Genomic DNA, 22,786 nt, shown 5'->3' with positions numbered 1-22,786 from the left:
CATGGCACGATTAAAGGTCGACGGGGAAAAGTCCATCTACTTTGAAGATGTGGGCTCAGGGGAGAAGGCACTAATACTGATCCATGGCTGGGGTATGAGTGGTCGCACTTGGGATGGCGTACTGATTCCACTTCTAGACGCAGGTCTTCGTGTTATCACTATCGATCATCGTGGTTGCGGGCGTTCCGATCATGATTTTGCAGATTTGAGCATCGATGCAATTGCAGCCGATGTTGTGTCTCTTGTCGATTCACTAGCGCTTAAAACGGTTTATCTCAATGGCTGGTCTTTAGGCGGAGCTGTGGCAACACGAGCGGCCCATTCTTTAGGAGCGCGTTGTGCGGCATTAATTCTAACGGCGGGTGCCAGCCCAATTTACACGCAAAAGCCCGACTTGGCGTTAGGCGGTAACGCTGAAGATGTGGCAGGAATAGTGCAGGCAATGAATGCGGACCGGGTGACATTCTTGGCAGGACTAGCCCATGCGGTGACTGCCAAGCCAGTGTCTGATGCCTTGCTCACTTGGATGGGCGACACTTTCATTGGTTCTGCTGCCCGCGCGTCGGCGACGTTGGGTGAACTGGCTCATCTCGATCAACGCGACATTATGGCTGAACTGGATATTCCCATCCTCTCGTATATCTGTGGGCAGGACGGTTTTGTTGCTCCGGAAATATCCCGTTGGGTCGCAGAGAATCATCCCAAGGCCGAGGGCGTCGAGTTTCCGGAGAGTGGTCACGCGCCATTTATCGAAGAGCGTGAGGCTTATCTAGAAAGTTTGATTCGCTTCGTTGCATCTAATTAGACCAGGGAGTTTTAATGACTAATCAAGTAGATTTCGGATTGTGGTACGACTTTCGTAATCCCAAGCCTTGGCAAATCGATTTTGAGGTGTTTTATCAGGAGCGGCTGGATCAGATTGTTGCCGCAGAGGGTATGGGCTTTGATTCGGTATGGCTGACGGAGCACCATTTTTGCGACGACGGCTATACGCCATCGCCACTGATGATTCACGCGGCGATTGGCGCAAGAACCAAGCACATGAAGCTGGGCACCAATCTGATGCTGTTGCCGATCGCTGACCCAGTTCGTATCGCTGAAGATGCTGCAACACTGTCGCTTATGACAGGCGGGCGTTTTGATCTTGGCGTAGGCATTGGTTACCGACAGCTTGAGTTCGAACAGTTTGGCCGCAAGATTTCACACCGCCCAAGCCTCGTAGAGGAGGGCATTGAGATTTTACGTCGCGCCTGGTCGGGTGAGCCGGTAAATTTTGAAGGCAAGCGGTTTAGTGTGGGGGACCTCTGCATAACACCGACCCCCAAGCGGGCCCCCAAGATTCTGTTGGGCGGCATGGCGCCCCCGGCTATTGATCGTGCCGCAAGGATTGCCGATGGCTTCCTCTGTACCGGTGGGATTGGTATGGATGTATATGTAGAAGCGCTTAAAAATAATGGTAAGTCGCCGGAAGAAGGCAATATTATTTTAGGGTGCTGGGCGATTATCGCTGAAGACCCTGAGGCCGAGGCTGCTAACGTCGGCGAGCACGTGCTTTATCAATCCAACGAGTACATACGTTGGGGCGCCTTTGGGCCACCGGATCAGACGCCTTTGTTCCCCGATGCGAGGTCTGCGATTGATAACGGACTCTATGAACTTTGGGACGCCGATATGGCCGTCGAAAAACTCTCCGCTATGATTGAAACGTATCCCATGATCTCAGATATTCACTTCTGGGCTCAGTTTCCTGGAGAGAGCGTCGAGTCAGGAAATCGCCGTTTGAACTACATCGCAGAGAAGGTTCTGCCTCGCCTCAAAGGTTAATTTGTAAGACGTTACCTCAACAGCTCTTGGAAAAAGCCGGCTATCGCCGGCTTTTTTGCTTTCACTCATTGCAAAGATGCCCCTACATTCCACGCATTAAGCGTCGTGTATGTCTGTGCCACGTCTGATTGTCGACAGTGTCAATCAATTGCTCTTAGGTCAGGGGGTGTTGCCTATCATCAGCCCGGGCAGAGGAAACCCGTGTACCTTGCAATCCGCGGTTTGGCACTTTTCAATCTTCGGTGAAACAGGGAGGCGCCTTTCTGCGCTGCTCCCAGTGATCGGTGGCTAGCGGAGTTCACTGATTGGCAGTCAATGTCGGGCTTTCGTCAACTGCAAAAACCAAAAGGGCGTTCCCCGGTTCATGAAAGTAAAGCCCGTACCCTGAATTCACGACAACGTGGCCTTGTGCAACGGTAACGCCTGCGCCGCTCATGCCACCGCCAGATGCAGCGACCCCATTGACGGTGTTGAAATCACGCTTGGTGTCATAGTCCCAAATAACCTCACCGGTTTGGCCGTCGTAGGCGCGCAGGTGGCCATCAAGATGCCCAGCGATGACTGCATTGGTGAGTGCGGTCAGCGGGGCAGACACGCCGGGGTCACACAGTGGGCGATCGTCGCTGCAGATGTCTTCCTGTACATGACTCCAAAGCACTGCGCCATTTTCAGCGTCGATAGCATGAACCCCAGGACGGGCCAACGCTGGGTCCAAGTCCTCGCCGTTGCGTGTATCGTTCATATCGTTAATGGGGGCGTAGACTCGAGTTCCCTCTGCCGCCATTCCAAAATGTACGCCACCTTGGATACTGCCACGGCCAACTTTGGTCACCCACTGCCGTTGTGCTCCGGTCGCGGCATCATAAGCCACGACACTGCCATCTTTATGGCCTGCAACAATGACATCTTCAGCCTCGGGACGTTTGATCAATAACGGGCTGGAACCCTGATCGTAGTCTGGGCCCATCTCGGGAGGGCAGTTGGGGTGGTTAACCGACATCATGCAACCCACGTTCCAGGCGTCCCCGGCAAATACTTGACGGGTCCAAAGTCTTTCACCGGTATCCATGCGCACCGCAAAGATTGCGTCGCTATTACCATCGGCTGGAGATGAGTAATTTTCCCCCGAGCCAAAAAATAGTCGATTGTTCGCTGGATCGAGTGTCGGGCTATTCCACACGGGTGCGCCCGACGGCGCGAGTATCGCGGTGCCTACACTCGATACTCCTTGCTGACTTGGGGGTTCGGGTACGGTGTAACTCTCCCAGTTGGTAGAACCTGAGTTTGCATCGACTGCAATGACTTTGCCTCTGAAAGTGCAGCAGGGGTAGTCGGGGTCTGCGGCCGCTGTGACCTCAAGGGAAGATACGGGGGCATAAACAATACCCGCATGATAGGCAGGGGTGCCCGTAAGGGTTGCGCTGGGATGATCGTCGGCGCTGATCTTCCAAACCAGCTCCCCGGTTGTGGCGTCAACGGCATAGAGATTGGCAATGATGTCACCGAAGAACGCCAGAGGGCGTGTCTCGCCATGTTGGCCTAATACAATACCGGTTCGTATTTCTGCGCTGGCTGAAAAAGACCAGCGAACGCAACCGGTTTCCAGATCCAGAGCATAAACGATGCCATCCTGACTGCCCGTATAGATTGCGCCCATTGCTATGCTCGGTTGCGAGCGCGCTCTAAAGGCCCCGGCATACCCAAAGCTCCACTTAAGTCGCAGTTTTGGAAGGTCGGCTTGGTTCAAGCCTGCGACCGCGTCTGGAACATACCTTGACGTGTCTCGTCCCCAGCCGGTGATCTCTTGGTTGTCCCAGGCTGCAAAAGTTGCCGCGTCGCCGGTGCAGGTATTAACCGGCTGCGATGCTGACTTTGCTGGGGTATAGCGTTGCGAGGTCAGGTATTCAATGACCTCGACTTTTTGCTGCTCCGAAAGCTTGGAGGCCTGCGGGGCCATGATTCCTTCTGTCATAGTGGTGTAGAGAGCTTTCTGAGACATCATTTCAAGCCACGTTTGATGAGGCGCTTTGTAGACTTGGCCGAGGTGGCAGGTGGCACAGTGGGTGCTGTAAAGCGCGGCTCCCGGTAGAGCGCTACGGTTGTCAAACTCGCCGCCAGCTTGAAGCTCGTCAGTTGAGGTCAGTACAGCCGCGCTGTCTGATGCGGATGTTTGATTGGCCAAAAAAACCGAAGCACTTAGGATAAACGCCATAAGGGCAAGGGACTTTCCGTCGAACAGATAACAGCCTAGAAGGCTAAATTGATGACTACGCATGAGACCCCTCTACCGCGACTCGTTGTTAATGTCGTCGTCGGTGTTTTTGGTTGGAATTCTTATGGCATCAGTATAAGGTTTTTTTGCGCTGTATCCCTATGGAGCAGATTAAAATAACAAGAGGTTTGACATGATAAATCGCCAAGTCGTGCTTGCTGCTCACCCTCAGGGTGTACCCGTCGCAGATGATTTTCGTCTAGTTACAGCGCCAGTGCCTAGTGCAGGCCCGGGGCAGATGGTGGTTCGCAATCTTTACCTGTCTTTAGAGGCCGCCATCCGAAGCTGGTTAGACGGTACAGCGAATTATTTTGAACCTATTGCCTTGGGCGGCGCCATAAGGGGCCCATCTATAGCCCGTGTAGAAACCTCTCAACTGCTGGGTTTTGAGCCAGGAGATCTAGTTTTTGGCTTACACCACTGGGAGGACTACTCTCTCAGTGACGGGAATACAGTGCTACTCAGAAAGCTTACCCCCAACCCGGCGCTCCCCCTGAGTTGGTATGCCGGAGCATTGGGTGGCTCGGGTCAGACGGCCTATGTCGGGCTCCATCGCATTGGTGGTATTAAATCCGGAGAGACGGTTCTAGTGAGTGCTGCCGCGGGGGCAACGGGCAGTATGGCCTGTCAAATTGCCGCCCTTGAGGGGTGCCGCGTGGTGGGCATTGTTGGTGCTGACGATAAGGCCGAGGTGGTGTTAAAAGAGTTGGGTGCCCACGCTGTTGTCAACTATCGTAAAGAGCCAGATTTGGCTGCAGCTCTTGCTCGAACCTGCCCAGAGGGCGTGAACGTTTACTTCGACAATGTGGGTGGGGCGACCCTTGATGCCGCTTTAATGACTATGGCTCAGGGCGGCCGTATCGTGGGTTGCGGGATGATCTCCGACTATAACAACGCGGCGACGCCGACGCCGTTATACAACCTATGGCAAGTTGTGGAGCGACAACTGAAAATGCAGGGATTCCTGCTGTACAGCTATCTCGATGATTTGCCCGCAGCATCAGCCGCTCTGGAATCTTGGTTGCTATCAGGGAAACTCAAAGCAATGGAGAACATCACACAGGGGTTGCCGGGGGCAGGGGCTGCCTACAGTGCCATGATGGCGGGCACTACCCAAGGTAAAAATCTCGTCGCTGTTGGCGAGGGTTAGGGGATTGCTTGATGCGCTGCCATAACGCTTAAGGAGTAAATTAGGCGTTATTGGCGGCCCAGCGAATGGCGTTTGCTAACAGCAGTCGATAATGGACATCGCCAAGCGTTTCGGCGCCGTCTCCCGGTTGTAGGTAAACGATGCGGCTGTTTTTGTGATGTCTAGTCCACCCTACCAGTGATGACCCCTCGGTGGGATACCAGCCCTCGTTGCAGTACATTTTTCCTGTCACAGCGTGATGAGCCGAGTAAAAATTCTCCCGAATAAAGGAATAGTTGCTGGTGAGCAGAGGGTGTACCGAGTCATCAAAGATTTCACATAAATAAAGTTCATCGGTTAATTGAAAATTTTCTGGCAGCCCCTGAGTAACGGGGTGATCAGGGGAGGCCAATGAGATGTCATGCGTCACCTCATGGCGATAGCCTGAATCCAGGACTGGCCGACCTCGACAGTCTTGAGGGCTGTAGAAAAATCGTCCACCAATAATCTCTCCAAACTCTGGCCACATCGGCCAAGCGGCCAGAGCGTGGTGGAGAAACACCATGCCCTTACCGGCCTCCAAAAGTCGACTCATGTTTTCTTGTAAGCGCTTTGGGGGCCTTGTAGCTGTCGGGGGCTGCTCGCTGAAATCAATGCCCGGCATATCGTAAAAAACCAACACGTCATAGGGGGCGGCCAATGCAGGGTCTAAAAACTTTTGACTGGCAGGCTGCTCCACCACCGTGCAGGTAATGCCAGCCAGACTATCTAAGCATTCGCTGAAAGCATCTTTTGGGTAGGGGTGTCCCTTGGTCGCGACTAGCGCGCTGAGTTCAGGTTGGTAATTAATAATGCCCATGGTTTTGGCTTCCCTGTCACTATCGTAGAAGTGTCTGTAGTGCCTAGGTATTGTCGATGCCTTTGGCTTGTCTTTTTAAACGTCACCGTTACATTGATGGTATTGTTTTATCAGTATTGATTAAGGGATCTTTATGACCGCACGTGAGCCCATTACATTGCCCCTAGAGCTCGATCGACCGCCCAAGCAAGCTGAGCCTGCACTCAGGGGTGACTCTATCACTGCGGACCGTTACACCTCTAATGAATATCTGCAGCGCGAGCTAGAGCAGGTATGGCGTAGGGTTTGGAACATTGGGGGAGTGTCCTATCAAATGACGGAGCCCGGCGATTATCTGACGACTGAAATTGGTCATGAGTCGGTCATTTTAGTGCGGCAAGCCGACGGCAGCGCCAAGGCATTTCTCAACGTCTGCCCCCATCGCGGTACGCGAATTACTGATGCTGCTGAGGGTGCAGTCGAGCGATTTCACTGCCCTTATCACGGCTGGCAATTCGACTGGGAGGGCACTGTCGTTGCGGTGCCCGACGAGGAGGATTTTCGTGAGAGTCCCTGTGGTCGTGCGCGGCTGCATGAGGTTTTATGCTGTGAGCGCTTTGGCCTGATCTGGTACAACCTCGACGCAAAGGCCGTTCCATTAGAGGAGTTTTTAGGTGAGCAAATCACAAGCGAGCTCGACTCACATCGTATGGAAGCGATGGTGCGGGTGCTTGATATTACAGCGGACGCAGAGTCTAACTGGAAAATAATCACGGATAATTTTAACGAGGCTTACCACGTTAAAGTGCTTCATCCGGAGCTGATTCCTTACATCGCCGCGGATTATCAAGACTGTCAATTTGACCTTTTTCCCAGAGGGCATAACCGGGGGTGGTTTCCTGCCTTTATGCCGTCACAGCAATATGGTTCTGAAGTTATCGGCGAGCCGCTAAAGACGATGGCTCAGGCCTGGGGAGTTGATAGTGATGACTATCAAGGAAGGGAAACATGGAGTGATCTTCGTATTTCGATACAGAAGTCCAAGCGTGAGTTGGGAGCTGAGCGGGGCTTTTTGCATTACGCTTATCGGTCCAATTATCAGCTCACTGATTATGTGATCTACAACATTTTTCCCAATAACGTCATTACAGTAGGCCCTGATGGCGTACAGCTACTGAGACCGAGACCGCATCCGACACAAGCGGACCGCTGTTATTTTGATCACTGGTGGTTAGTGAACCGCGTCGATGGCCAAACGATGACGCCATCACCCGCAGGGGGGCCTGATTTGCCGGTCACTGATGCTGAACATGAGTATGTTACATACGGGGAGCAAACCCTTGGCACTACCGCAGATCAGGATTTGAGTATTGCCAAGGCTCAGCAAGCGGGCTTGGCATCGTCGGGGTTTCAGGGGTTTTGGATGCCAAACCAAGAGCGGCGAGTGCAAGCGTTTCACGAGCACCTTAACGATCTTATGGCTTCGCCCTAGCTAAACGTTTCAGTAAAGCCAGAGCGGTGTGGATCTGCATCCACACCGCGTTGATCCTAGAATTGTAGACGCTTGGTAAAGCCGCCGTCGAGCACCATGTTGGTCCCAGTTGTGAAGCCTGAGCGCGGGCTCGCCAGGAAGGCCACAGCATCGGCAACTTCTGCGGCACTGCCCATACGACCCATGGGAATAGCTGCGACTGTCCCTTCATAAATTTCGGGCATTGCCTGCTTAATGTCGTCCCAAGCTCCCCCATCAATAAACACGGGTCCCGGGCTGACTGAGTTCACTCGGATACCTTTGGGCGCCATATCCTGAGCGAGGTTGCCCGCGTAGTTGAGAAGGGCGGCTTTCACTGCGCTGTAGGGCACAGCGCCTGCAAAGGCTTCCAGGGCCGCCGTGGACGAGATGACGACAATGTTGCCCGCGTCGGATTTTTCTAGGTGCGGTGTTACCTGCTGGACGCCGCGCCACGTAGCGAGCATGTCGACCTCAAAGTTTGCACGCCATCCGTCTTCTGAAGCATCTGCACCGCCAGCCGATACGTTGGAAACAAAAATATCGACGCCACCCAGGGTGGCGACACAGTGGTCCACCCAAGCTTGCATGGAATCCGCACTGGCGACGTCGACGGCAGCGCCTGCGACTTTAACGCCGTGGGCTTCGAGTTCACTGATGGCAGCTGTTACTTCTGCTTCATTACGGGCACAGATGCCGACATGGCAGCCCTCCGCAGCTAATCGCTCTGCAATTCCACGACCGATACCTTTGGTCGAACCGGTAATCAAGGCCACTTTTCCGTTGAGCTCTAGATCCATTGTATTTCTCCTGTTGGGGCTGACTTGTTATTAATAGTGGTTTAGTTCGCCGTGACTTACGCCTCTCGGCGCTGAATGAATTCTGCAATCAGTGCATCACGGTGTTGGGGCCAGCTTTCGAGTAAGGCGACACGCTTAAAATAGTGGCCTACTTTATACTCGTTGGTGGTTGCGATCCCACCATGCATTTGAATAGCTTCTTGGGTCACGTTACGCGCTGCTAAATCAACTTTAGCTTTTGCTGCCAGTGCCAGTGTTGAGGCATTTTCAGCCTGAGTATCCCATGCCTGGCAGGCCGCGAGCACCAGAGAGCGGGCTAATTCGGTTTGTATCAGCATATCTGCCATTCGGTGTTGCAGTGCTTGAAAGGACGACAGGGGCTGACCAAATTGCTCGCGCTGTCGAGTGTACTCGACGGTTGAATCTAAGGCGCCCTGCATAGCGCCGACGCCTTCTGCTGCAGCTACTAGCATGGCGCGGGTATAAAGTGCGTCAGTCGCTGCGTCTGCGTCAGCTCCCGACAATAAAATACAGCTCCCATCATAAGCCTGGTCAACAGAAATGTGCGCGCCTTGCCGTCCATCGTGGCTTTGATAAACCACTCGTGAAGTCCCTGATTGAGACAAATCAATTATCGCCCAGTGGTTTTGATTGCCGTGCTTAGTTGGCGCCAGAATGTGGCTAGCAGTGCCACCGGAGGGTACAAATTGAAGGTCTCCCCTCAGGCGGTCTTCCCCATCGACAGTATGTATGGTCAATGGCGCGGTGTTTCTCTGAGGAATAGTGGCAATTATGGAGCCGTCAATGATTCCCGGAAGGTATTGTGCTTTGGCAGTTTCGGATGCCGCCGCAATGACGCCTCCGGCAAGCACAGCAGATTCCAGCAAGGGTTCGCGAACAAGGTAATAGCCGAATGATTCTATAACCGGCGCGATATCAGCGAGTCCGAAGCCAAAGCCGTCAGCATCTTCAGGAGCAGTCATCGCTGCCCACCCCATATCAGAGAAGGCCTGCCAGCGATCGAGGTCAATTGCGTGCCCGCTGTCTAGAGCGTTCTGCCTGCTGGCGAACTCATAATTTTCCCTGAGGTAGCGCTCTGCACTGTCCTGCAACATCTTTTGTTCATCAGTCACGGTTGAACCTCATCTGAATTTGACGGGTCATAGTCCCAACACCTTTTTGGCGATAATCGTGCGCTGTATCTCTGCAGTGCCGCCGTAGATGGTGGCGGCCCTGTTGTTAATGTATTCCGCCATGGCAGTGAGTGCGTGATCTGGAACTGGCGCATCACCCTCGTAATAGGGGTCGAGTGCATCTAAACACTGAGGGCTTGCAGCTGGCCCGACTAAATCCATGCTTAGCTCATTGAGGCGCTGTCCCAGTTCAGTGCCTACAACCTTAACCAAAGAGGACAGTGCACCCGGATTGCCACCGGCCTCAACAGTCCCTTTGATTCTGAGTTCAGTTTGTTCCAACGCTATAGCATCTATTTCCGCCTCAGCGAGCCGATGTCGAAAAACGGGGTCGTCTGCGCGGGTTTTTTCACCCCAAGGCGTGAGCTTGGTCTGGTCATGAATTTTGCGTAGCTGTTTTTTAACATCAATGGTGAAATTATGTCCGCCGCGCTCAAATTCCAGCAAAGACTTTGCCACTGACCAGCCGTCATTTTCGGCGCCCAACAGGTTTGCGCAGGGGACCCTAACGGCGTCGAAGAAGACCTGACATTGCTCGACCTGACCGTCGAGGCTAACGATGGGTGTAATCGTAATGCCGGCAGTCTCAAGGTCGATAAGCAGAAAGCTGATACCCGCTTGGGGTTTCACGTCTTTATCTGTGCGCACAAGACAGAAAATTTGGTTGGCATGATGCGCCATGCTGGTCCATATTTTGGTGCCGTTAACGATGAAGTCGTCGCCGTCGCGAATGGCGCTGGTTTTCAACGATGCAAGGTCGGAGCCCGCGCCGGGCTCTGAATAGCCCTGACACCAGATATCCTCCCCCGAGAGCATTCTTGGCAGGTAATGTTGCTTTTGTTCCTCGGTACCGTAATGCATCAGCATGGGGCCCAGCATTTGGATACCCATCATCACAACACTGGGTGCATTGGCGAGTTTGCACTCTTCCTGAAAGATGTAACGCTGCTGTATGTCCCAGCCGGGCCCTCCAAATTCGGAAGGCCAGTCGGGTGCTATCCAACCTTGGGCGTGCAGTTTTTTCTGCCAAGCCAGCGCCGCCTTAAAATCTGAGAATACGGAGGTGGTTAGTTCGCCGGCTCGACGCAATTCCGGTGTAAGGGCTTCTGTTAAAAAATCTCTGACAGACTTTCGGAAATTTTCATAATCGATCATGAAGCTGCCTCGTTTTTTTGCCGTCTGCAGAAAAAAGTTGTTGCCTCATAGGCTGACCCCTTGCTGACGGATGCTTTGTCTCAATTTGTCTTTTTGAACTTTGCCTGAGGCTGTTTTGGGTAACGCAGAAAGCAACTCCAAATACTGTGGCCATTTCTGTTTGGCTAAGCCACTCGTTGCCAGAATCTCACGCAGGGTGTCCATGTCTACTTGAAATCCTGCCGCAGGCACAACACAAGCACCCACGCCTTCACCCAGGCGACTGTGGGGTACAGCAACAATTGCGACCTCTGCAATAGCGTTAGACAACAATAGGGTATCCTCAATTTCTCTAGCGGCTATATTTTCTCCGCCCCGGATAATGATGTCCTTTTTTCGATCGGAAATAATGAGCGCGCCTGATGCGAGCAAACGCCCGATATCTCCGGTTCGAAAATAGCCCGATGGCGTAAAGGCTTCACGATTTTGTTCATCATCACTATAGCCCAACATCATCGCGGGCCCTTTGGCCAAAATTTCTCCATCGATGTTTAAGCCCACATCATTACCGTTGTCATCCACAATCATCACGTCGTAGTTGGCAACCTGACCGTCTGTCTCGGCGGCGAGATCTCTTTGAGCGGCTTCTAGAAAGCCCACTGTCACCAAGGGAACTTCGGTTGAGCCGTAAACGCGTACGGCGCGGCAATCATCAAGTGAATCCCAAGCTGAATGAATCAGGGCCGCAGGCACTGAGGCGCCGCCGCAGGCAAACAACCGAAAGCCCGGTAAGGTTTTACCCTGGTGCTGGCAGGCATCCACTAGCTCCTTGAGAAATGGCGTCGCGCTAACGCAAGTCGTGGCGCCATAAGCTTCAATCAGTTTGATGGCGTTGTTCACGTCCCACTGGGACATAAGCAGCGTTTTTGTGGGTGTAAAGAAGGGCATTTCCATACCATTGACGTAGCCCGTGATATGAGTCACTGGAGAGGGCATGAGCATGAGGTCTTGGTCTGTTAGCTGCCAGCCGTCGACGCCGTTATCAAGGGCGGCGTTGAGTGTGTTGTGGCTGTGACGTACCTGCTTGGGGTTCCCGGTTGTCCCCGACGTGTAGAGTAGTATTTTGGTCTCATCTGGATCGGCTTGGGCGGGCTCTATGGGCTGATTTCTGCCGGATTCCAGTAGCTGATCGAAGGTTTCAAAGTTATCGGGTAGGTCTTGTGCTTCACCTAAATAAATGACCCGATGCAAGTTGGGGCAGTCTTTAATAAGCTGTTCCATCATGGCTACGTAATTAAAGCCCCGCAGCTCCGCAGGAATGAAAAGGGCTTGCGTTGCTGCATGGCGGAGGATGTAACCCACCTCTTTATTTCGGTATATCGGCACGATGGGATTTATAACGAATCCCCCAATAGCCGCGGCAACCATGACAATGACGGCAAATCGGCTGTTGGGAAGCTGAAAGCTTACTGTGTCGCCGGGATTAAGTCCTCGGGCGAGTAAGGCCGAGGCCAAGGCCGCACCGGACTCCCATGCTTCTCCGTAACTTATGCACGAGCCATCGTCAAAGCGTATAGCAATGTCATTAGGGCAATCCTGATACAGCTGCTGGGCTACTCGAGCTAGCGTCGTATTACGATATGTGTTCCGAGACATGGAGCTCCTGTCGCGCTATAACCTATTATTATTGCTACACCGGTTTTTGCTATTCGCTTTCCCAGGCGATGTAACACCCGCCTAAGGATATCTCAATCTGTACGAAGCAAACAAACAAGATTGTTTGTGTTGTCGATCGGTGGCATTGTGCCACTTGTTGATCGAAATTGCGCGGGGCGTTGCAGAGAGTGTTTACTCCTTGCCAGCGTGGGCGCCTGCAGGCCTGTCGAGTTTTGGCGCCGGCATTGGCGCCAGAATTGAAAACCAAGGAGATGTTTAAGCGATGTCTGATTTACCACAAGTCACCGTAACTTCCCGTGAGGGTGTGACGAGTGACATAGCGCAAAGCGCTGGGCAGGATACCTTGATGCAACTGCTCTTTGAAAACGACCTGGACGTAGAGGCAGCCTGCGGTGGTTGCGCATCTTGCGCTACCTGTCACGTCTATGTTTCCGAAGAATGGATGTCGCGCTTGCCGCCCCGTGAGCAAGTTGAAGATCTATTGCTCGCATATTCAGATCACTTTGATAAGGGACGCTCGCGCCTGAGCTGCCAAATAGCCATGACCCCTGAAATGAACGGTCTGACCTTGGAAATAGCTCCTGAGGAGTAAGCAAATCAAAGATCATTGCTTGCCCTGGTCGCCACAGGGGTAACGTTTTGGGTGGGTTTTAAGTCGACTACAGCTCGCAGAGGGTAGACTGGTTCGCCAACGGCACTTTGAGCATGGAGACTACGGTCGGGACTGCAGGAGTGTACGAATATAGGAAGAGGCGCGCTCGACAAACTTCGTCGCTGTTGCAATAAATTAAACGTAGGATGGCAGCCTACTTGTGGTGTCGATAAACCCCACGCCCAGGCCGCCCAAAAGCAATGTACTGACAAGGATCGATCAAACGACTATGCATACAGTGACAGAAAAATCGGAAGCCTTACTGACGAGCCTAAAGGCGTTTATGGCCGAATTTATTTTCCCTAATGAAGTGGCTTATCGACATGCTTTGGCCTCAGCAGAAAATCGTTTTGCGGCGCTACCGCTGATCGATGAGCTGAAGCGTAAGGCGAGAGATCAGGGGCTTTGGAATTTGTTTGTGCCACCGGATCACGCTGAATTTAGCGAGCTGGGTGGCCTTAACTTTTTGGAATACGCCCCTTTGGCAGAGGAGATGGGGCGCGTCATTTGGTCCGCGGAGGTATTTAACTGTAATGCTCCCGATACGGGCAACATGGAAGTGTTCATGAACTTTGGCACCGAGGCGCAGAAAGCCGAGTGGTTGACCCCTTTGCTGGCTGGCGAAATCCGATCTTCCTACGCTATGACAGAGCCTCAAGTTGCCTCCAGCGACGCCACCAATGTACAGCTGAGTATTCGCAGAGACGGCGACTCCTGGGTACTAAATGGCAGGAAATGGTTTATCACCGGCGCCCTTTATGAGCGCTGCAAAATTCTTATCGTGATGGGAAAAAGTGATCCGGAGAACAGCAATCGTCACCTTCAGCAAAGCCAAGTTTTGGTGCCCAAAGATACGCCCGGGGTGAACATCATCAGGCCGCTTACGACACTGGGTTACGATGATGCGCCCTTGGGTCATGCAGAAATCGTTTTTGATGAAGTGAGGGTGCCGCTAGAAAATGTTTTGGCGGGAGAGGGTCGTGGTTTTGAAATTGCTCAGACGCGTTTGGCGCCGGGACGAATGCATCACTGCATGCGCTTGATTGGGGCGGGGCAACAGGCTTTGGAAAATGCCTGTCAAAGAGTTACTGAGCGACAGACTTTCGGTCGGCCTCTAAGCAAGCATCAGTCGATCCGAGAGAATATTTCGAAGTGCTTCTCTGAAATAGAGATGGCACGTTTATTGGTTCAGAAAACCTGCTGGGCGATCGACAATCAGGGGGTAACAGCCTCAATTCCCATGATCGCAGCGACCAAGACAACAGTACCCGTCGTTATTCAGACGGTAATTGATCGTTGTATGCAAATGCATGGCGCCGGCGGTCTCACCGAAGACTGGTCTATGGCTGAGAATTTTAATTACGCGCGTTGGTGCCGCCAGGCAGATGGTCCTGACGAAGTCCACCAAATGGCGTTGGGCAAACAGATTATTGAGCGATTTTCCAATCAGTGACAGGGAATTAGATATGACAAACGACGAAAAAATAGCCATCGTAAACCAATTGTATGAAAGCTCAGCTGTAGGGGATTTCGATACTTGTGAAACCCTATTGACCGACGATTTTTTTATCGTAGAGGCCGCAGATACGCCCATGGCAGGCACCTTTACCGGCATCACAGCACTGCGTGACCTCTATGCTCAGGTGTTTGGCATGATTGAGGTTACTAACGTTGTGCGCACGGAAATCACCAGTGGTGGTGATTATGTAGTGACAATTCTCCATTTTGAATTTGCAGATGGTCTCGAGCCAGCGCACTTGTGTGAGCTGTTCAGGTTTCGCGATGGCAAGGTTTGTGAAATTAGGCCCTACTATTTTGATGCGGCACCGCTGAGAGCTGCACATGAGGCGTTTAAGGCCAAACAAGGGGGGTAAGGGGGAGCTTGCCGCATCGGTGCTAAAGGTGCGGTCTGTTTCCGAGGTTTGAGGGCTATGAGGGAGCGCCTGAGTCGTCGTGGCAGCAGGCACATCGGGCACAGTAAATTCCCCTCTGCACCAACCACCTCCTTATGCGGTGAAGTCATACCGCGATGCGGCGAAGCCATTCGGTGTTGTCAGTTGCGGTTAATCCTTCGGGTAATACCAAACGGCGGAGGTGTAAGCTCGCTCTTGAAGCTTGCCCGTGTCCTCAGCAACTCGATTTTCTTCAAAGCGAACGGCATCAAAGCTAGTCCATCGTGGTGTTGGGATCTCCAGCACCCGCACGTAGTAGAAGGCGGCTTGCTGCGCATCAAAATCTGGGTCCCGCCATAACCCTTCGAGCTGGGCCGAGCCCTCGGTGTTGCTGTAGCTGGCTGTTGATAGGTTGGTCGTATCCTTCACCGGTTCGAATAGGCCGGTAGCCGAGTTTCTTGGGCGGTTACCCGAGGCGACAACGTCGTAAACCTTTTCCTGGTGTTCGCCATCAGAGTCCAGCCAGCCTTTAACTATTTGAATACGATCAAGGTGAGCGGCGTTCGGATCTTTTTGAGCTTTGATCATGAAGGTAGGGGCAAGGTTGGGGTCCTGAGCAGCTCGTAACTGACTGCCCATGGGAACGCCCTGTGCATACCCTTTCAGTGCCCACTGTGAGTCCTGAAGCGTGGATTCATCGAATTCCCAGCCGGCAAAAAAGCGCACTCGAATTCGGCTGCCGGTGGTTGCGTAAACTTCCTTACGAAGCATGGCATCAAATATCGCTTCGCGGGTGTTCTGGGCCGCCCAAACCCCGGCCAGCCCCGAGGAGACCATACGCCATATTTGTTGAAGTTGGCCTGCCATCTTTAGGGTGCTGCGACCGGGAGCCGGGCCATCATGAATAAACTTTCCAAAGTAATTGTCTTCTTCGGTGGTGCTGAGCGCGGTGTGGATATCGCTGGCGCCAATCATGCCAAAATCGAAGGGGTTCAGACCCAGTCGCTCACGGTGAGCAAGACCCAGCCCGAGTGCTGAGCGCGCATATTCAAAGGGCAGCATGTCGGGTTCTTTTGGGGTTGTGAGTGTGATGTTACCGTCGTCCCAAGTTTCAAAATCTGCGAAGGGGTCAGCCGGAGACAGGGCAGGGTGCGTTTCGGAATCCCCTTTCACTTGGGTCATCTCGTAGAGTGGCTCCCAATAGCGCCTTTGCTCGGCATAGTCACGATCAAGCGCTGCGCCGTTGTTGCGAATTGGAGAGAACATGCGGCCATTACTTAAATTGCCGTTGTGAGGAATTGCCATCGCCCGGCCGCCAGTGGTTATTTCGTAGTCTGCTAGTGCTGACCAGAGTGCCTCTGGGTCGGTACTGTCCTGAGCCGAAAAGGGAATCACCTGGCGAGTGCGATCCCAGCTATCACGAAACAGCACAACGCGGTGTAAGTTGTCACCGGTGACCATTGATGTCCATTCGTATCCGATTAATGTTGTGAATACGCCCGGGGTATAGGCAGCGTCTGCGGCTTTAATGCTGGAATGCCACGCACTTTCAACAAGCGGTTTTGGTGTGCGCAGTGCGGGTTCGGTACTTTGGATCGCATCAGAAAATAATTTGGCTAACTCAATATTTTTACCGTCCTGTAGCAGGTCGGCCATTTGCTGGCCTAATGGCCATCCATCTAGTTGGGAGTCGCGTTTTTCGAGCAGCGGAAAAACCCCGTGATATTCAGCGTGGTCGGTGACCGCAAGAAAATCTAGGGGAGCATGGAGTCGCGCAGTTTGTCCTAACTCATTAGTCACTGGCAGCCCCATTGCAAAGCGATAGGCCTGGTCAGGGCCCAGTCGCGAGCCCAGAGTAAAGGCATCTGCTGAGACGTTGGAGTGTAGGTGGGTGTCGCCCCACAGCAGACGCCGCTCATCGGTAGCCACTGGTATGGAATAAACCACTTCGTTAGCTTTTGAGCCAGAGGCTGATGCCAATACCTGAGTCGTGGTGGCGGCACTAACAGCCAGCGTAATACAAATGGATAACAAACTCTGTTTGCAGAGTCGCGGAGATGCCGACTCTAAAGGGGCAAACCCTGAGAAAAACTTAGATATCTGGCGCATTTTTGCGGGCCTCTTCGGCGGCGGCCAAGCTAGCCTGATCAACCGGTTCCATCGCCCACTGCAGGCCTCTTCGTAGCAGTTCGTAGAATTGAGGTGTATCCCAAGCGCAACGTTCGATGTTGGGCCAGTAGTCCATTAGCGGCTGCATATCATAATGATGGCGGCAGTGACCAAGGGTTAGATACAACACGGCACCTTTGCCTTGTTCCTTGATGTAGAAGACAGGGTGTTTGGCCTTGTCCCAATGATCCTCTCGAAAGCCCGGCGCGTCGCCACCATATTCAGTTTCTAGGAGTACTTTGAGATCGCCAAAAGTTTGCATCAAGTACTGTTCATCAGTGGCTTGAAAGGACTCTAGGCCCGCCACCAGCGGGTGGTCAGTATCAGCAACTGTCACCGTGTAAGGCTCAATGGGCGGATGCGAGCGGAACATCGAGCCCAAAGTATCGACAAAAAGTGGCGCCCAATCGGGTGTCTCAAATATACCGTCTGACATCAGTCGGATAATGGAATTGGTGCCGTGAAGTGCATACCAGCGTCCACCTTCTTGAACCCAAGTTTTAAGGGCTTCTTGAGCGGGTAAGGAGGGCACTACGTTGCAGGTGTAGCTCACCAAAAAGTCAGCTTCTGCAAGGGCCTCAAGATTTTCATAATCCTCAAACACTCTTATCCGAACACGATCGAACTCGGCAAGGAGTTTAAGCAGTTCAAGACGGGCGAAATCGATATCATGCCAAGACCCGCTAGCCACCAGAATGCCATTGATGCGGCCAGCTGTTCGAGCTTCACTCATGAAGACCTCCTCAGGATTTAATATAGTTATCGAGGGTGGCGTGAAGGTGTCGTATTCGACTCTCCTGGTAGCTTGCTAAGCTAACGGTGCCTTTTTTGGACGCCTTCATGCCTCGTTGCACTGCGGGCAAATTGGCATCGTCCTGATCAAAAACAGGGCCTAACGCACCCAACTCGGCTACCGACGAAAAAGGCTGATCCTCGGGAATAACGACGCACTCCGCTGGGTCTGGTCGTTCGCCACCCTCGGGATAGCGCAGAAGGATCATGACATCAAAAATGCAGCTGTGCGGGTCATCCCCATTGGGTAAAAACCGGTAAACAATATTGCCGTTGTAACCTACCCAAACTTGGAAGTTCGGAAACAAGCTGTAGAGGATTGCATCCTCTAGCTCTGCCATTGTGGCATCTGACAGATCCTCTCCAGAGGCTTCTTCAAACATCTCCCGATTCATATCGGCAACATAGCGACGGGCTGATATTCCCTCGGGCATCTCTACCCCTTCGTCACTATCTAGCGCCATGCGCCCCGAAAGTTTGAGAATGTCTCTAATAATGGCCTCGTCAGAAATGTTTTCTAAGTGCGGGCTGTGCACGGCCATGGGGGTGACAGAGCGACTGACGTTGTCGCCGAAGGTGTCATATTGTGAGTTTTCATCGCCGGTGAACGTTAAAATTTGTTGATGCGTTTCGAGAGTATGCCAAGACTCCATAAAGGCTTCGGCGCCAACCTTCCAGTTGCACTGCATAACCCGTTGCACGTGCACACCTTTGAAATACTTTTCGAGTGGATAGCGAGAAAAGTGCTCAGGCATAACCCCCATATAGCTTTCGAGGGGCTCACAATCAGGGTCAAAGTTGATAAACACAAAGCCACCCCAGGTGGCGGTTTTTACCTCAGGAAGCGCCATGTCGCGATCAGCAAGATGATCAAAATCCCATTGACAAGGAATCCCTTGAAACTGCCCGTCAAGGTCCCAGGTCGCGCCATGGAAAGGGCAGCGGAATTCGGTAACTGTTCCAGATTCATCGCGCAGACAGCGACCCCGATGGAGGCAGCTGTTTATAAACCCTCGAATGGCATGAGACGGGGTCCGGGTAATGATGACGCTATTATCGATGATGTTATAAACGTGATGATCACCCGGCTCGGCGATATCCTCTTCACGGCACACCATTTGCCAAACTTTGGGCCACATGCGGTCCTTTTCGAGGTCAAAAAAGTCCTGGCTGATATAGCGATCTACGGACAAGTCTTCGTCGCCCATAGGTGGATTGCTCTGTAATCGAAGGAACTCTGGCACTTCAACAGTTTCCTGATCTAGAAGATCCTGAAACGTTGTGCCCTTAAAGCGGCCGCCATCGCCCTGTTTTTCATCTTCTGCCTTATTCATAGAGCTCTCCTGATCAATCCGTTTTTATGACAAGCCTCTAGGTTGTCAGAATGTTGACCCCACTGATACCGGGGGCACCATATACATGGGTGTAACCTACTTTGGGCGCATTGGGAACCTGCCGTTTGCCCGCGGTGCCCCGCAGCTGATGGCAAATTTCATAAACCTGTCGCAGCCCGGAGGCACCGACGGGCTCGCCATTAGCCAAACAACCGCCGTCAGTATTAACCGGTAGCCTGCCATCGATCTCGGTGACACCATCGCGCAGCCATTGCTCTTGCTCGCCATGTTCACAAAATCCGTTTTCCGCGAGATGCATGATCTCCGCCCCTACCTCGGTGTCCTGCAGCTGCGCGACATCAACATCGTCAGGGCCGATACCTGCAAACTCGAAAGCTGCGCGGGATGCTGTGACCGTAGGCGAGGGGGCAACGGCAGGTGCTTGGGATGGGCTGAACACTTCAAAACTTCCATAATGCCTGGATCGAACAACCGCGCTTTTTAAAAGCACCGGGTTGTTAGTGTAGTTTTTAGCCATGTCAGCGCGACACAGCACGAGGGCACAGCCGCCTTCGGCGGGCGAACAGAACATATATTTATTGAGGGGTTCACTAACCATAGGTGCCTGCTCAATGTCTTCGGTCGTCAACGCCGTTTGTCGCCAAGCTGTTGGGGTAATAGAGCCATTGCGAAAGGCTTTCTCTGCTACCCGGACTAGAGTCTCGCGGGAGATACCATAATCGTGCATATAGCGCTGGATTTTCATGGCGAAATACTGGGTGGTTAGCATTAGCCCGGTTTCCCCATACCAGTCATCGAGCCCCCAGTCTTTAGGTTGGGGATTAAACGCCCCGCGGGCATGCTTATCGAAACCGACCACAAGTCCCATATCATATTGGCCCGACTTAATGGCCGAATAAGCGGCATTTAAAGAGCTGCCGCCGGTAGCACAGCCGTTCCAGATGTTGGTGAATTGCAGGCCCGTTAAGCCCAGCAGGTTGACTAGAGAATCTGCGTTGCCACCGTCCTGACTTCCGCCAAAGGCAAATTCCATCGCTTTAAAATTGGTGCCTGCGTCGGCGATGGCTGCTCTAGCTGCGATTGCGCCTTGTTCTAGTCCCGACAGGGCAGGGCTTCGGCCGAAGGGATGTAATCCCAATCCAACAATGGCTACATCTGTCATAACGCCTCCGCGCTGCGAAATTGAAAGGTCATCAGTTGGTTGCCCTCACCATCATCACGCACAGGAACGATCTCAAGCTTCATGGGAAGACCAATGCGCAAGGTATCAGTCGAATTTTCATGGAGTCTACTTTCAACCTTGATGCCGCTGGCGAGCTCTATGTAACCGACGCCGTAGGGGCAAAAGCTTTCAGGGGTTTCGTCAGTGTGGTATGGGGCTTTGGGCATAAAACTTTGTATCGTCCACGTCCAGAGGGTGCCCTTGTTGCCCAGCCCTACGATCTCCGTATGCTCACTGCTACAAGCGCGACAGCTAGACTGACTGGGAAAAGCATGCTCACCGCAATCGACGCAGCGGCTACCCAATAATTCTGGCGCTGAGTCTGGCCAAGTGAACAAGCCAGGGTGGAGTGGTTTTTGCGGCAGCATTTTCTAACTCCCTTTGAGTGCTTAGCATCGCCCAAATGTCTGTGTCTTCACCTTGCGCTGGTTGATGACGCAGGTTGTTGCTCTTTCGATTTTGGCAAGGCACAAGTATTCTTGTTATGCATCTTTTTGATGGCGGCTGTATGGGGTGTCTTGGCCTCTGAGGCTTATCGCTGTCGGTTGCCACAGAACCCCTATGTGGCGATACTAGGAACGCAGATAAAAAAAAGCAAGCAGGTTTGTTTGCTATTTTCCGTCCAGTCATTGCGTTTCACTGCGCTTTATAGGATTCTCAAACTACTGCACCATCACCAATGGTAAGCCCTGCGAAAACTATTATGAGCAAAATGACAACTTCCCCAAGCCTGAGCGTAACAAAGCGCGCCAAAGTCTCGGCAGCGAAAAAAAAGCCTACATCCCAAAATGGCGCGCGAGTGGGTGACGGTTGGCAAGCGGAGAAAAGTGCGCTGACGCGAAGGGCTATCCTCGAGGCGGCGGTGCGGTGCTTAGTAAACGAGGGCTACAACAAGACGACAACTGCAATGATTGCTGCCGAGGCTGGGGTTTCAAGAGGCGCAATGATGCATCACTTCTCGGCGAGAGCTGAGGTGATTAAAGTCGTCATCGCCTTTTTACACGAGCGGCGGCTGGAAGAGTATCGCCAGTTGATGGGAGCGAAAAACATCTCCACAAAAATCACTAGGGCTGATGTTCGGCGGTCTGTGGAAGCAGCCTGGGAATATCATAACCTGCCGTCTTTTGTCGCTTATCAGGAGCTGGTTTCTGCAGCTCGCACGGATGATGAGCTCGGTGAGGTTATCGAAGAGTTTGAAAAAGAATTTGAAAAGCAATTTTTGTTGACGGCCAAAACAGTCTTTCCCCAATGGCGGGGTGTTAAGTCTCTCCAAGCGGCTCATGATTTGGTGCATTTTGCTATGCATGGCATGGCCACCACCTATCGGTGCAGCAAAAGAAAGAAGCGGGCAGAGAGCATCATTGATTTGGTAACAGATCAGCTGGTATCAATATACAAGCTAGAGTCATAACGTCGTGGGTGTTCCACGGTAGGTCGACTCTGTCCTTCGGAAAGTGCAGTAACTTTTTGTATTCTTTGATGCATCACAGTAATTAATCGGAGTGCATATGTTTGGAAGTTTCTCTGGTGCCGGAAAAGTGGTTTCAATTGTTGGGGCAGGGTCCCCGGGCAACATGGGGCAGGTTATGGCCCGTCGTTTTGCCGAGACGGGCGCAAAGGTCGTGGTATCTGGTCGTCGCACTGACGTTCTCGCCGACCTAGCGACATCTATCAATGGTGATTGGGTCCCTTGTGATTTTTGCGACCGTGCTTCCATTGGCCATATGGTGAAAGAAGTTCAGGAGCGTCATGGCGCCATTGATGTGGCGATAAATGCCACCGGTTGGGGGCTACTCAACGGGTTTTGTGAGACTTCTGAAGAGGAGCTCGATCGTATGGTTGACCTTCAGTTCAAAGGTCCGTTCATCTGGTTGCAGCGCTTGGTTGAGGTCATGTCAGGTCAGGAGCAGGGCTGTATTATTCAAATTTCCTCCGCTACTGCAAAGATCATGTTGGATAATCACGCAGCCTACATGGGAACCAAGGCGGGTATTGATCACGTCATTCGCACTGTCGCTAATGAGTTTGGCACTAGGGGTATTAGGGCCAACACGATTTCACCGGGGCTTACTGATACGCCGATGACCGCCGACGCACTTCAAAGCCCAGCTTTGGCGAAAGCTTTCGCACAGTGTTACCCCTTGGAACGCTATGGCACCTCAGATGATATTGCCGCAGCGGCGCTGTTTTTGGCCAGCGATGACTGCTTCATGACAGGGGAAAATCTTCAGGTGAATGGCGGCTTATGCTTGCGTCGCAATCCTCGTGCTCACGAACTGGAAGAGGCGATGATAGCGGCGGGCGAGATCCCTGCGCCAGACTAGATT

At 52.6% G+C, this 22,786-nt stretch carries 20 protein-coding genes; 9 read left to right on the top strand and 11 right to left on the bottom strand.

The window, feature by feature from the left end; genetic code table 11:
• The first annotated feature begins 1 nt into the window (after position 1).
• Positions 2 to 805, top strand: coding sequence for an alpha/beta fold hydrolase (locus ACMAZB_RS09605; protein ID WP_435211348.1), 804 nt, complete (start codon positions 2 to 4; stop codon positions 803 to 805).
• A 14-nt stretch (positions 806 to 819) separates the two neighbouring features.
• Positions 820 to 1,824, top strand: coding sequence for an LLM class flavin-dependent oxidoreductase (locus ACMAZB_RS09600; RefSeq protein ID WP_435211346.1), 1,005 nt, complete (start codon positions 820 to 822; stop codon positions 1,822 to 1,824).
• A 298-nt stretch (positions 1,825 to 2,122) separates the two neighbouring features.
• Here ACMAZB_RS09600 and ACMAZB_RS09595 read toward each other — a convergent pair whose 3' ends face one another.
• The gene (locus ACMAZB_RS09595) at positions 2,123 to 4,099 is read right to left on the bottom strand and encodes a PQQ-binding-like beta-propeller repeat protein (protein ID WP_435216755.1); all 1,977 of its coding nucleotides are present in this window, start codon (positions 4,097 to 4,099) and stop codon (positions 2,123 to 2,125) included.
• A gap of 130 nt (positions 4,100 to 4,229) precedes the next feature.
• Between ACMAZB_RS09595 and ACMAZB_RS09590 the strand changes: the two genes are divergently transcribed.
• Positions 4,230 to 5,246 carry an MDR family NADP-dependent oxidoreductase gene (locus tag ACMAZB_RS09590; RefSeq protein WP_435216754.1) on the top strand — a complete coding sequence of 339 codons (1,017 nt, stop codon included), beginning with the start codon at positions 4,230 to 4,232 and terminating at the stop codon, positions 5,244 to 5,246.
• Positions 5,247 to 5,286: 40 nt separating this feature from the next.
• On the opposite strand, the gene ACMAZB_RS09585 is transcribed toward ACMAZB_RS09590, so the two are convergent.
• Positions 5,287 to 6,084 carry a ThuA domain-containing protein gene (locus tag ACMAZB_RS09585; RefSeq protein ID WP_435216753.1) on the bottom strand — a complete coding sequence of 266 codons (798 nt, stop codon included), beginning with the start codon at positions 6,082 to 6,084 and terminating at the stop codon, positions 5,287 to 5,289.
• A 133-nt stretch (positions 6,085 to 6,217) separates the two neighbouring features.
• Between ACMAZB_RS09585 and ACMAZB_RS09580 the strand changes: the two genes are divergently transcribed.
• On the top strand, positions 6,218 to 7,555 hold the full coding sequence (locus ACMAZB_RS09580) for an aromatic ring-hydroxylating oxygenase subunit alpha (RefSeq protein ID WP_435216751.1): 1,338 nt from the start codon (positions 6,218 to 6,220) through the stop codon (positions 7,553 to 7,555).
• A gap of 56 nt (positions 7,556 to 7,611) precedes the next feature.
• Here ACMAZB_RS09580 and ACMAZB_RS09575 read toward each other — a convergent pair whose 3' ends face one another.
• From ACMAZB_RS09575 to ACMAZB_RS09560, 4 genes are read right to left on the bottom strand one after another with little or no spacing between them, the layout of a single operon-like run.
• A complete protein-coding gene (locus ACMAZB_RS09575; protein ID WP_435216749.1) occupies positions 7,612 to 8,373 on the bottom strand; it encodes an SDR family NAD(P)-dependent oxidoreductase in 762 nt (253 codons plus the stop codon).
• Between the two features lie 56 nt (positions 8,374 to 8,429).
• Entirely contained in the window at positions 8,430 to 9,506 is a 1,077-nt protein-coding gene (locus tag ACMAZB_RS09570; protein ID WP_435216748.1) for an acyl-CoA dehydrogenase family protein, read from the bottom strand.
• A 27-nt stretch (positions 9,507 to 9,533) separates the two neighbouring features.
• Complete coding sequence (locus ACMAZB_RS09565; RefSeq protein ID WP_435216747.1) at positions 9,534 to 10,721, bottom strand: acyl-CoA dehydrogenase family protein; 1,188 nt, start codon at positions 10,719 to 10,721, stop codon at positions 9,534 to 9,536.
• A 45-nt stretch (positions 10,722 to 10,766) separates the two neighbouring features.
• Positions 10,767 to 12,356, bottom strand: a complete 1,590-nt coding sequence (locus ACMAZB_RS09560; RefSeq protein ID WP_435216746.1) for an AMP-binding protein — start codon at positions 12,354 to 12,356, stop codon at positions 10,767 to 10,769.
• Positions 12,357 to 12,639: 283 nt separating this feature from the next.
• On the opposite strand from ACMAZB_RS09560, the gene ACMAZB_RS09555 reads away from it, so the two are divergent.
• The 3 genes from ACMAZB_RS09555 (at position 12,640) to ACMAZB_RS09545 (ending at position 14,903) form a co-directional block, all read left to right on the top strand.
• Positions 12,640 to 12,969 (top strand): 2Fe-2S iron-sulfur cluster-binding protein, encoded by a 330-nt coding sequence (locus tag ACMAZB_RS09555; protein ID WP_435211329.1) that lies wholly within the window; start codon positions 12,640 to 12,642, stop codon positions 12,967 to 12,969.
• Positions 12,970 to 13,258: 289 nt separating this feature from the next.
• On the top strand, positions 13,259 to 14,482 hold the full coding sequence (locus ACMAZB_RS09550) for an acyl-CoA dehydrogenase family protein (RefSeq protein WP_435216744.1): 1,224 nt from the start codon (positions 13,259 to 13,261) through the stop codon (positions 14,480 to 14,482).
• A gap of 13 nt (positions 14,483 to 14,495) precedes the next feature.
• Positions 14,496 to 14,903, top strand: a complete 408-nt coding sequence (locus tag ACMAZB_RS09545) for a nuclear transport factor 2 family protein (RefSeq protein WP_435211325.1) — start codon at positions 14,496 to 14,498, stop codon at positions 14,901 to 14,903.
• A 189-nt stretch (positions 14,904 to 15,092) separates the two neighbouring features.
• Here ACMAZB_RS09545 and ACMAZB_RS09540 read toward each other — a convergent pair whose 3' ends face one another.
• Genes ACMAZB_RS09540 through ACMAZB_RS09520 form a run of 5 tightly spaced genes read right to left on the bottom strand, consistent with a single transcriptional unit; the run spans position 15,093 to position 20,827 of the window.
• The gene (locus ACMAZB_RS09540) at positions 15,093 to 17,030 is read right to left on the bottom strand and encodes a DUF3604 domain-containing protein (protein ID WP_435216743.1); all 1,938 of its coding nucleotides are present in this window, start codon (positions 17,028 to 17,030) and stop codon (positions 15,093 to 15,095) included.
• Positions 17,014 to 17,823, bottom strand: a complete 810-nt coding sequence (locus ACMAZB_RS09535) for a ThuA domain-containing protein (RefSeq protein WP_435211322.1) — start codon at positions 17,821 to 17,823, stop codon at positions 17,014 to 17,016. The genes ACMAZB_RS09540 and ACMAZB_RS09535 overlap by 17 nt, the downstream gene beginning before the upstream one ends.
• Before the next feature lie 10 nt (positions 17,824 to 17,833).
• Complete coding sequence (locus tag ACMAZB_RS09530; protein WP_435216741.1) at positions 17,834 to 19,216, bottom strand: aromatic ring-hydroxylating oxygenase subunit alpha; 1,383 nt, start codon at positions 19,214 to 19,216, stop codon at positions 17,834 to 17,836.
• Positions 19,217 to 19,253: 37 nt separating this feature from the next.
• Positions 19,254 to 20,399 (bottom strand): thiolase family protein, encoded by a 1,146-nt coding sequence (locus ACMAZB_RS09525; RefSeq protein ID WP_435216740.1) that lies wholly within the window; start codon positions 20,397 to 20,399, stop codon positions 19,254 to 19,256.
• A complete protein-coding gene (locus ACMAZB_RS09520; RefSeq protein WP_435216739.1) occupies positions 20,396 to 20,827 on the bottom strand; it encodes a Zn-ribbon domain-containing OB-fold protein in 432 nt (143 codons plus the stop codon). Before ACMAZB_RS09520 ends, ACMAZB_RS09525 begins: the two co-directional genes overlap by 4 nt.
• A gap of 335 nt (positions 20,828 to 21,162) precedes the next feature.
• Here ACMAZB_RS09520 and ACMAZB_RS09515 point away from each other — a divergent pair, with 335 nt between their 5' ends.
• Entirely contained in the window at positions 21,163 to 21,870 is a 708-nt protein-coding gene (locus tag ACMAZB_RS09515; RefSeq protein WP_435211314.1) for a TetR/AcrR family transcriptional regulator, read from the top strand.
• Between the two features lie 97 nt (positions 21,871 to 21,967).
• On the top strand, positions 21,968 to 22,783 hold the full coding sequence (locus tag ACMAZB_RS09510) for an SDR family NAD(P)-dependent oxidoreductase (protein ID WP_435216737.1): 816 nt from the start codon (positions 21,968 to 21,970) through the stop codon (positions 22,781 to 22,783).
• Positions 22,784 to 22,786: the final 3 nt, after the last annotated feature.

Origin of the sequence: Luminiphilus sp. nBUS_07, from assembly GCF_051201685.1 — a bacterium.
Classification (GTDB): domain Bacteria; phylum Pseudomonadota; class Gammaproteobacteria; order Pseudomonadales; family Halieaceae; genus Luminiphilus.
The sequence above is the reverse complement of the archived record's forward strand: the minus strand, read 5'-3'. Positions and strand labels throughout refer to the sequence as shown.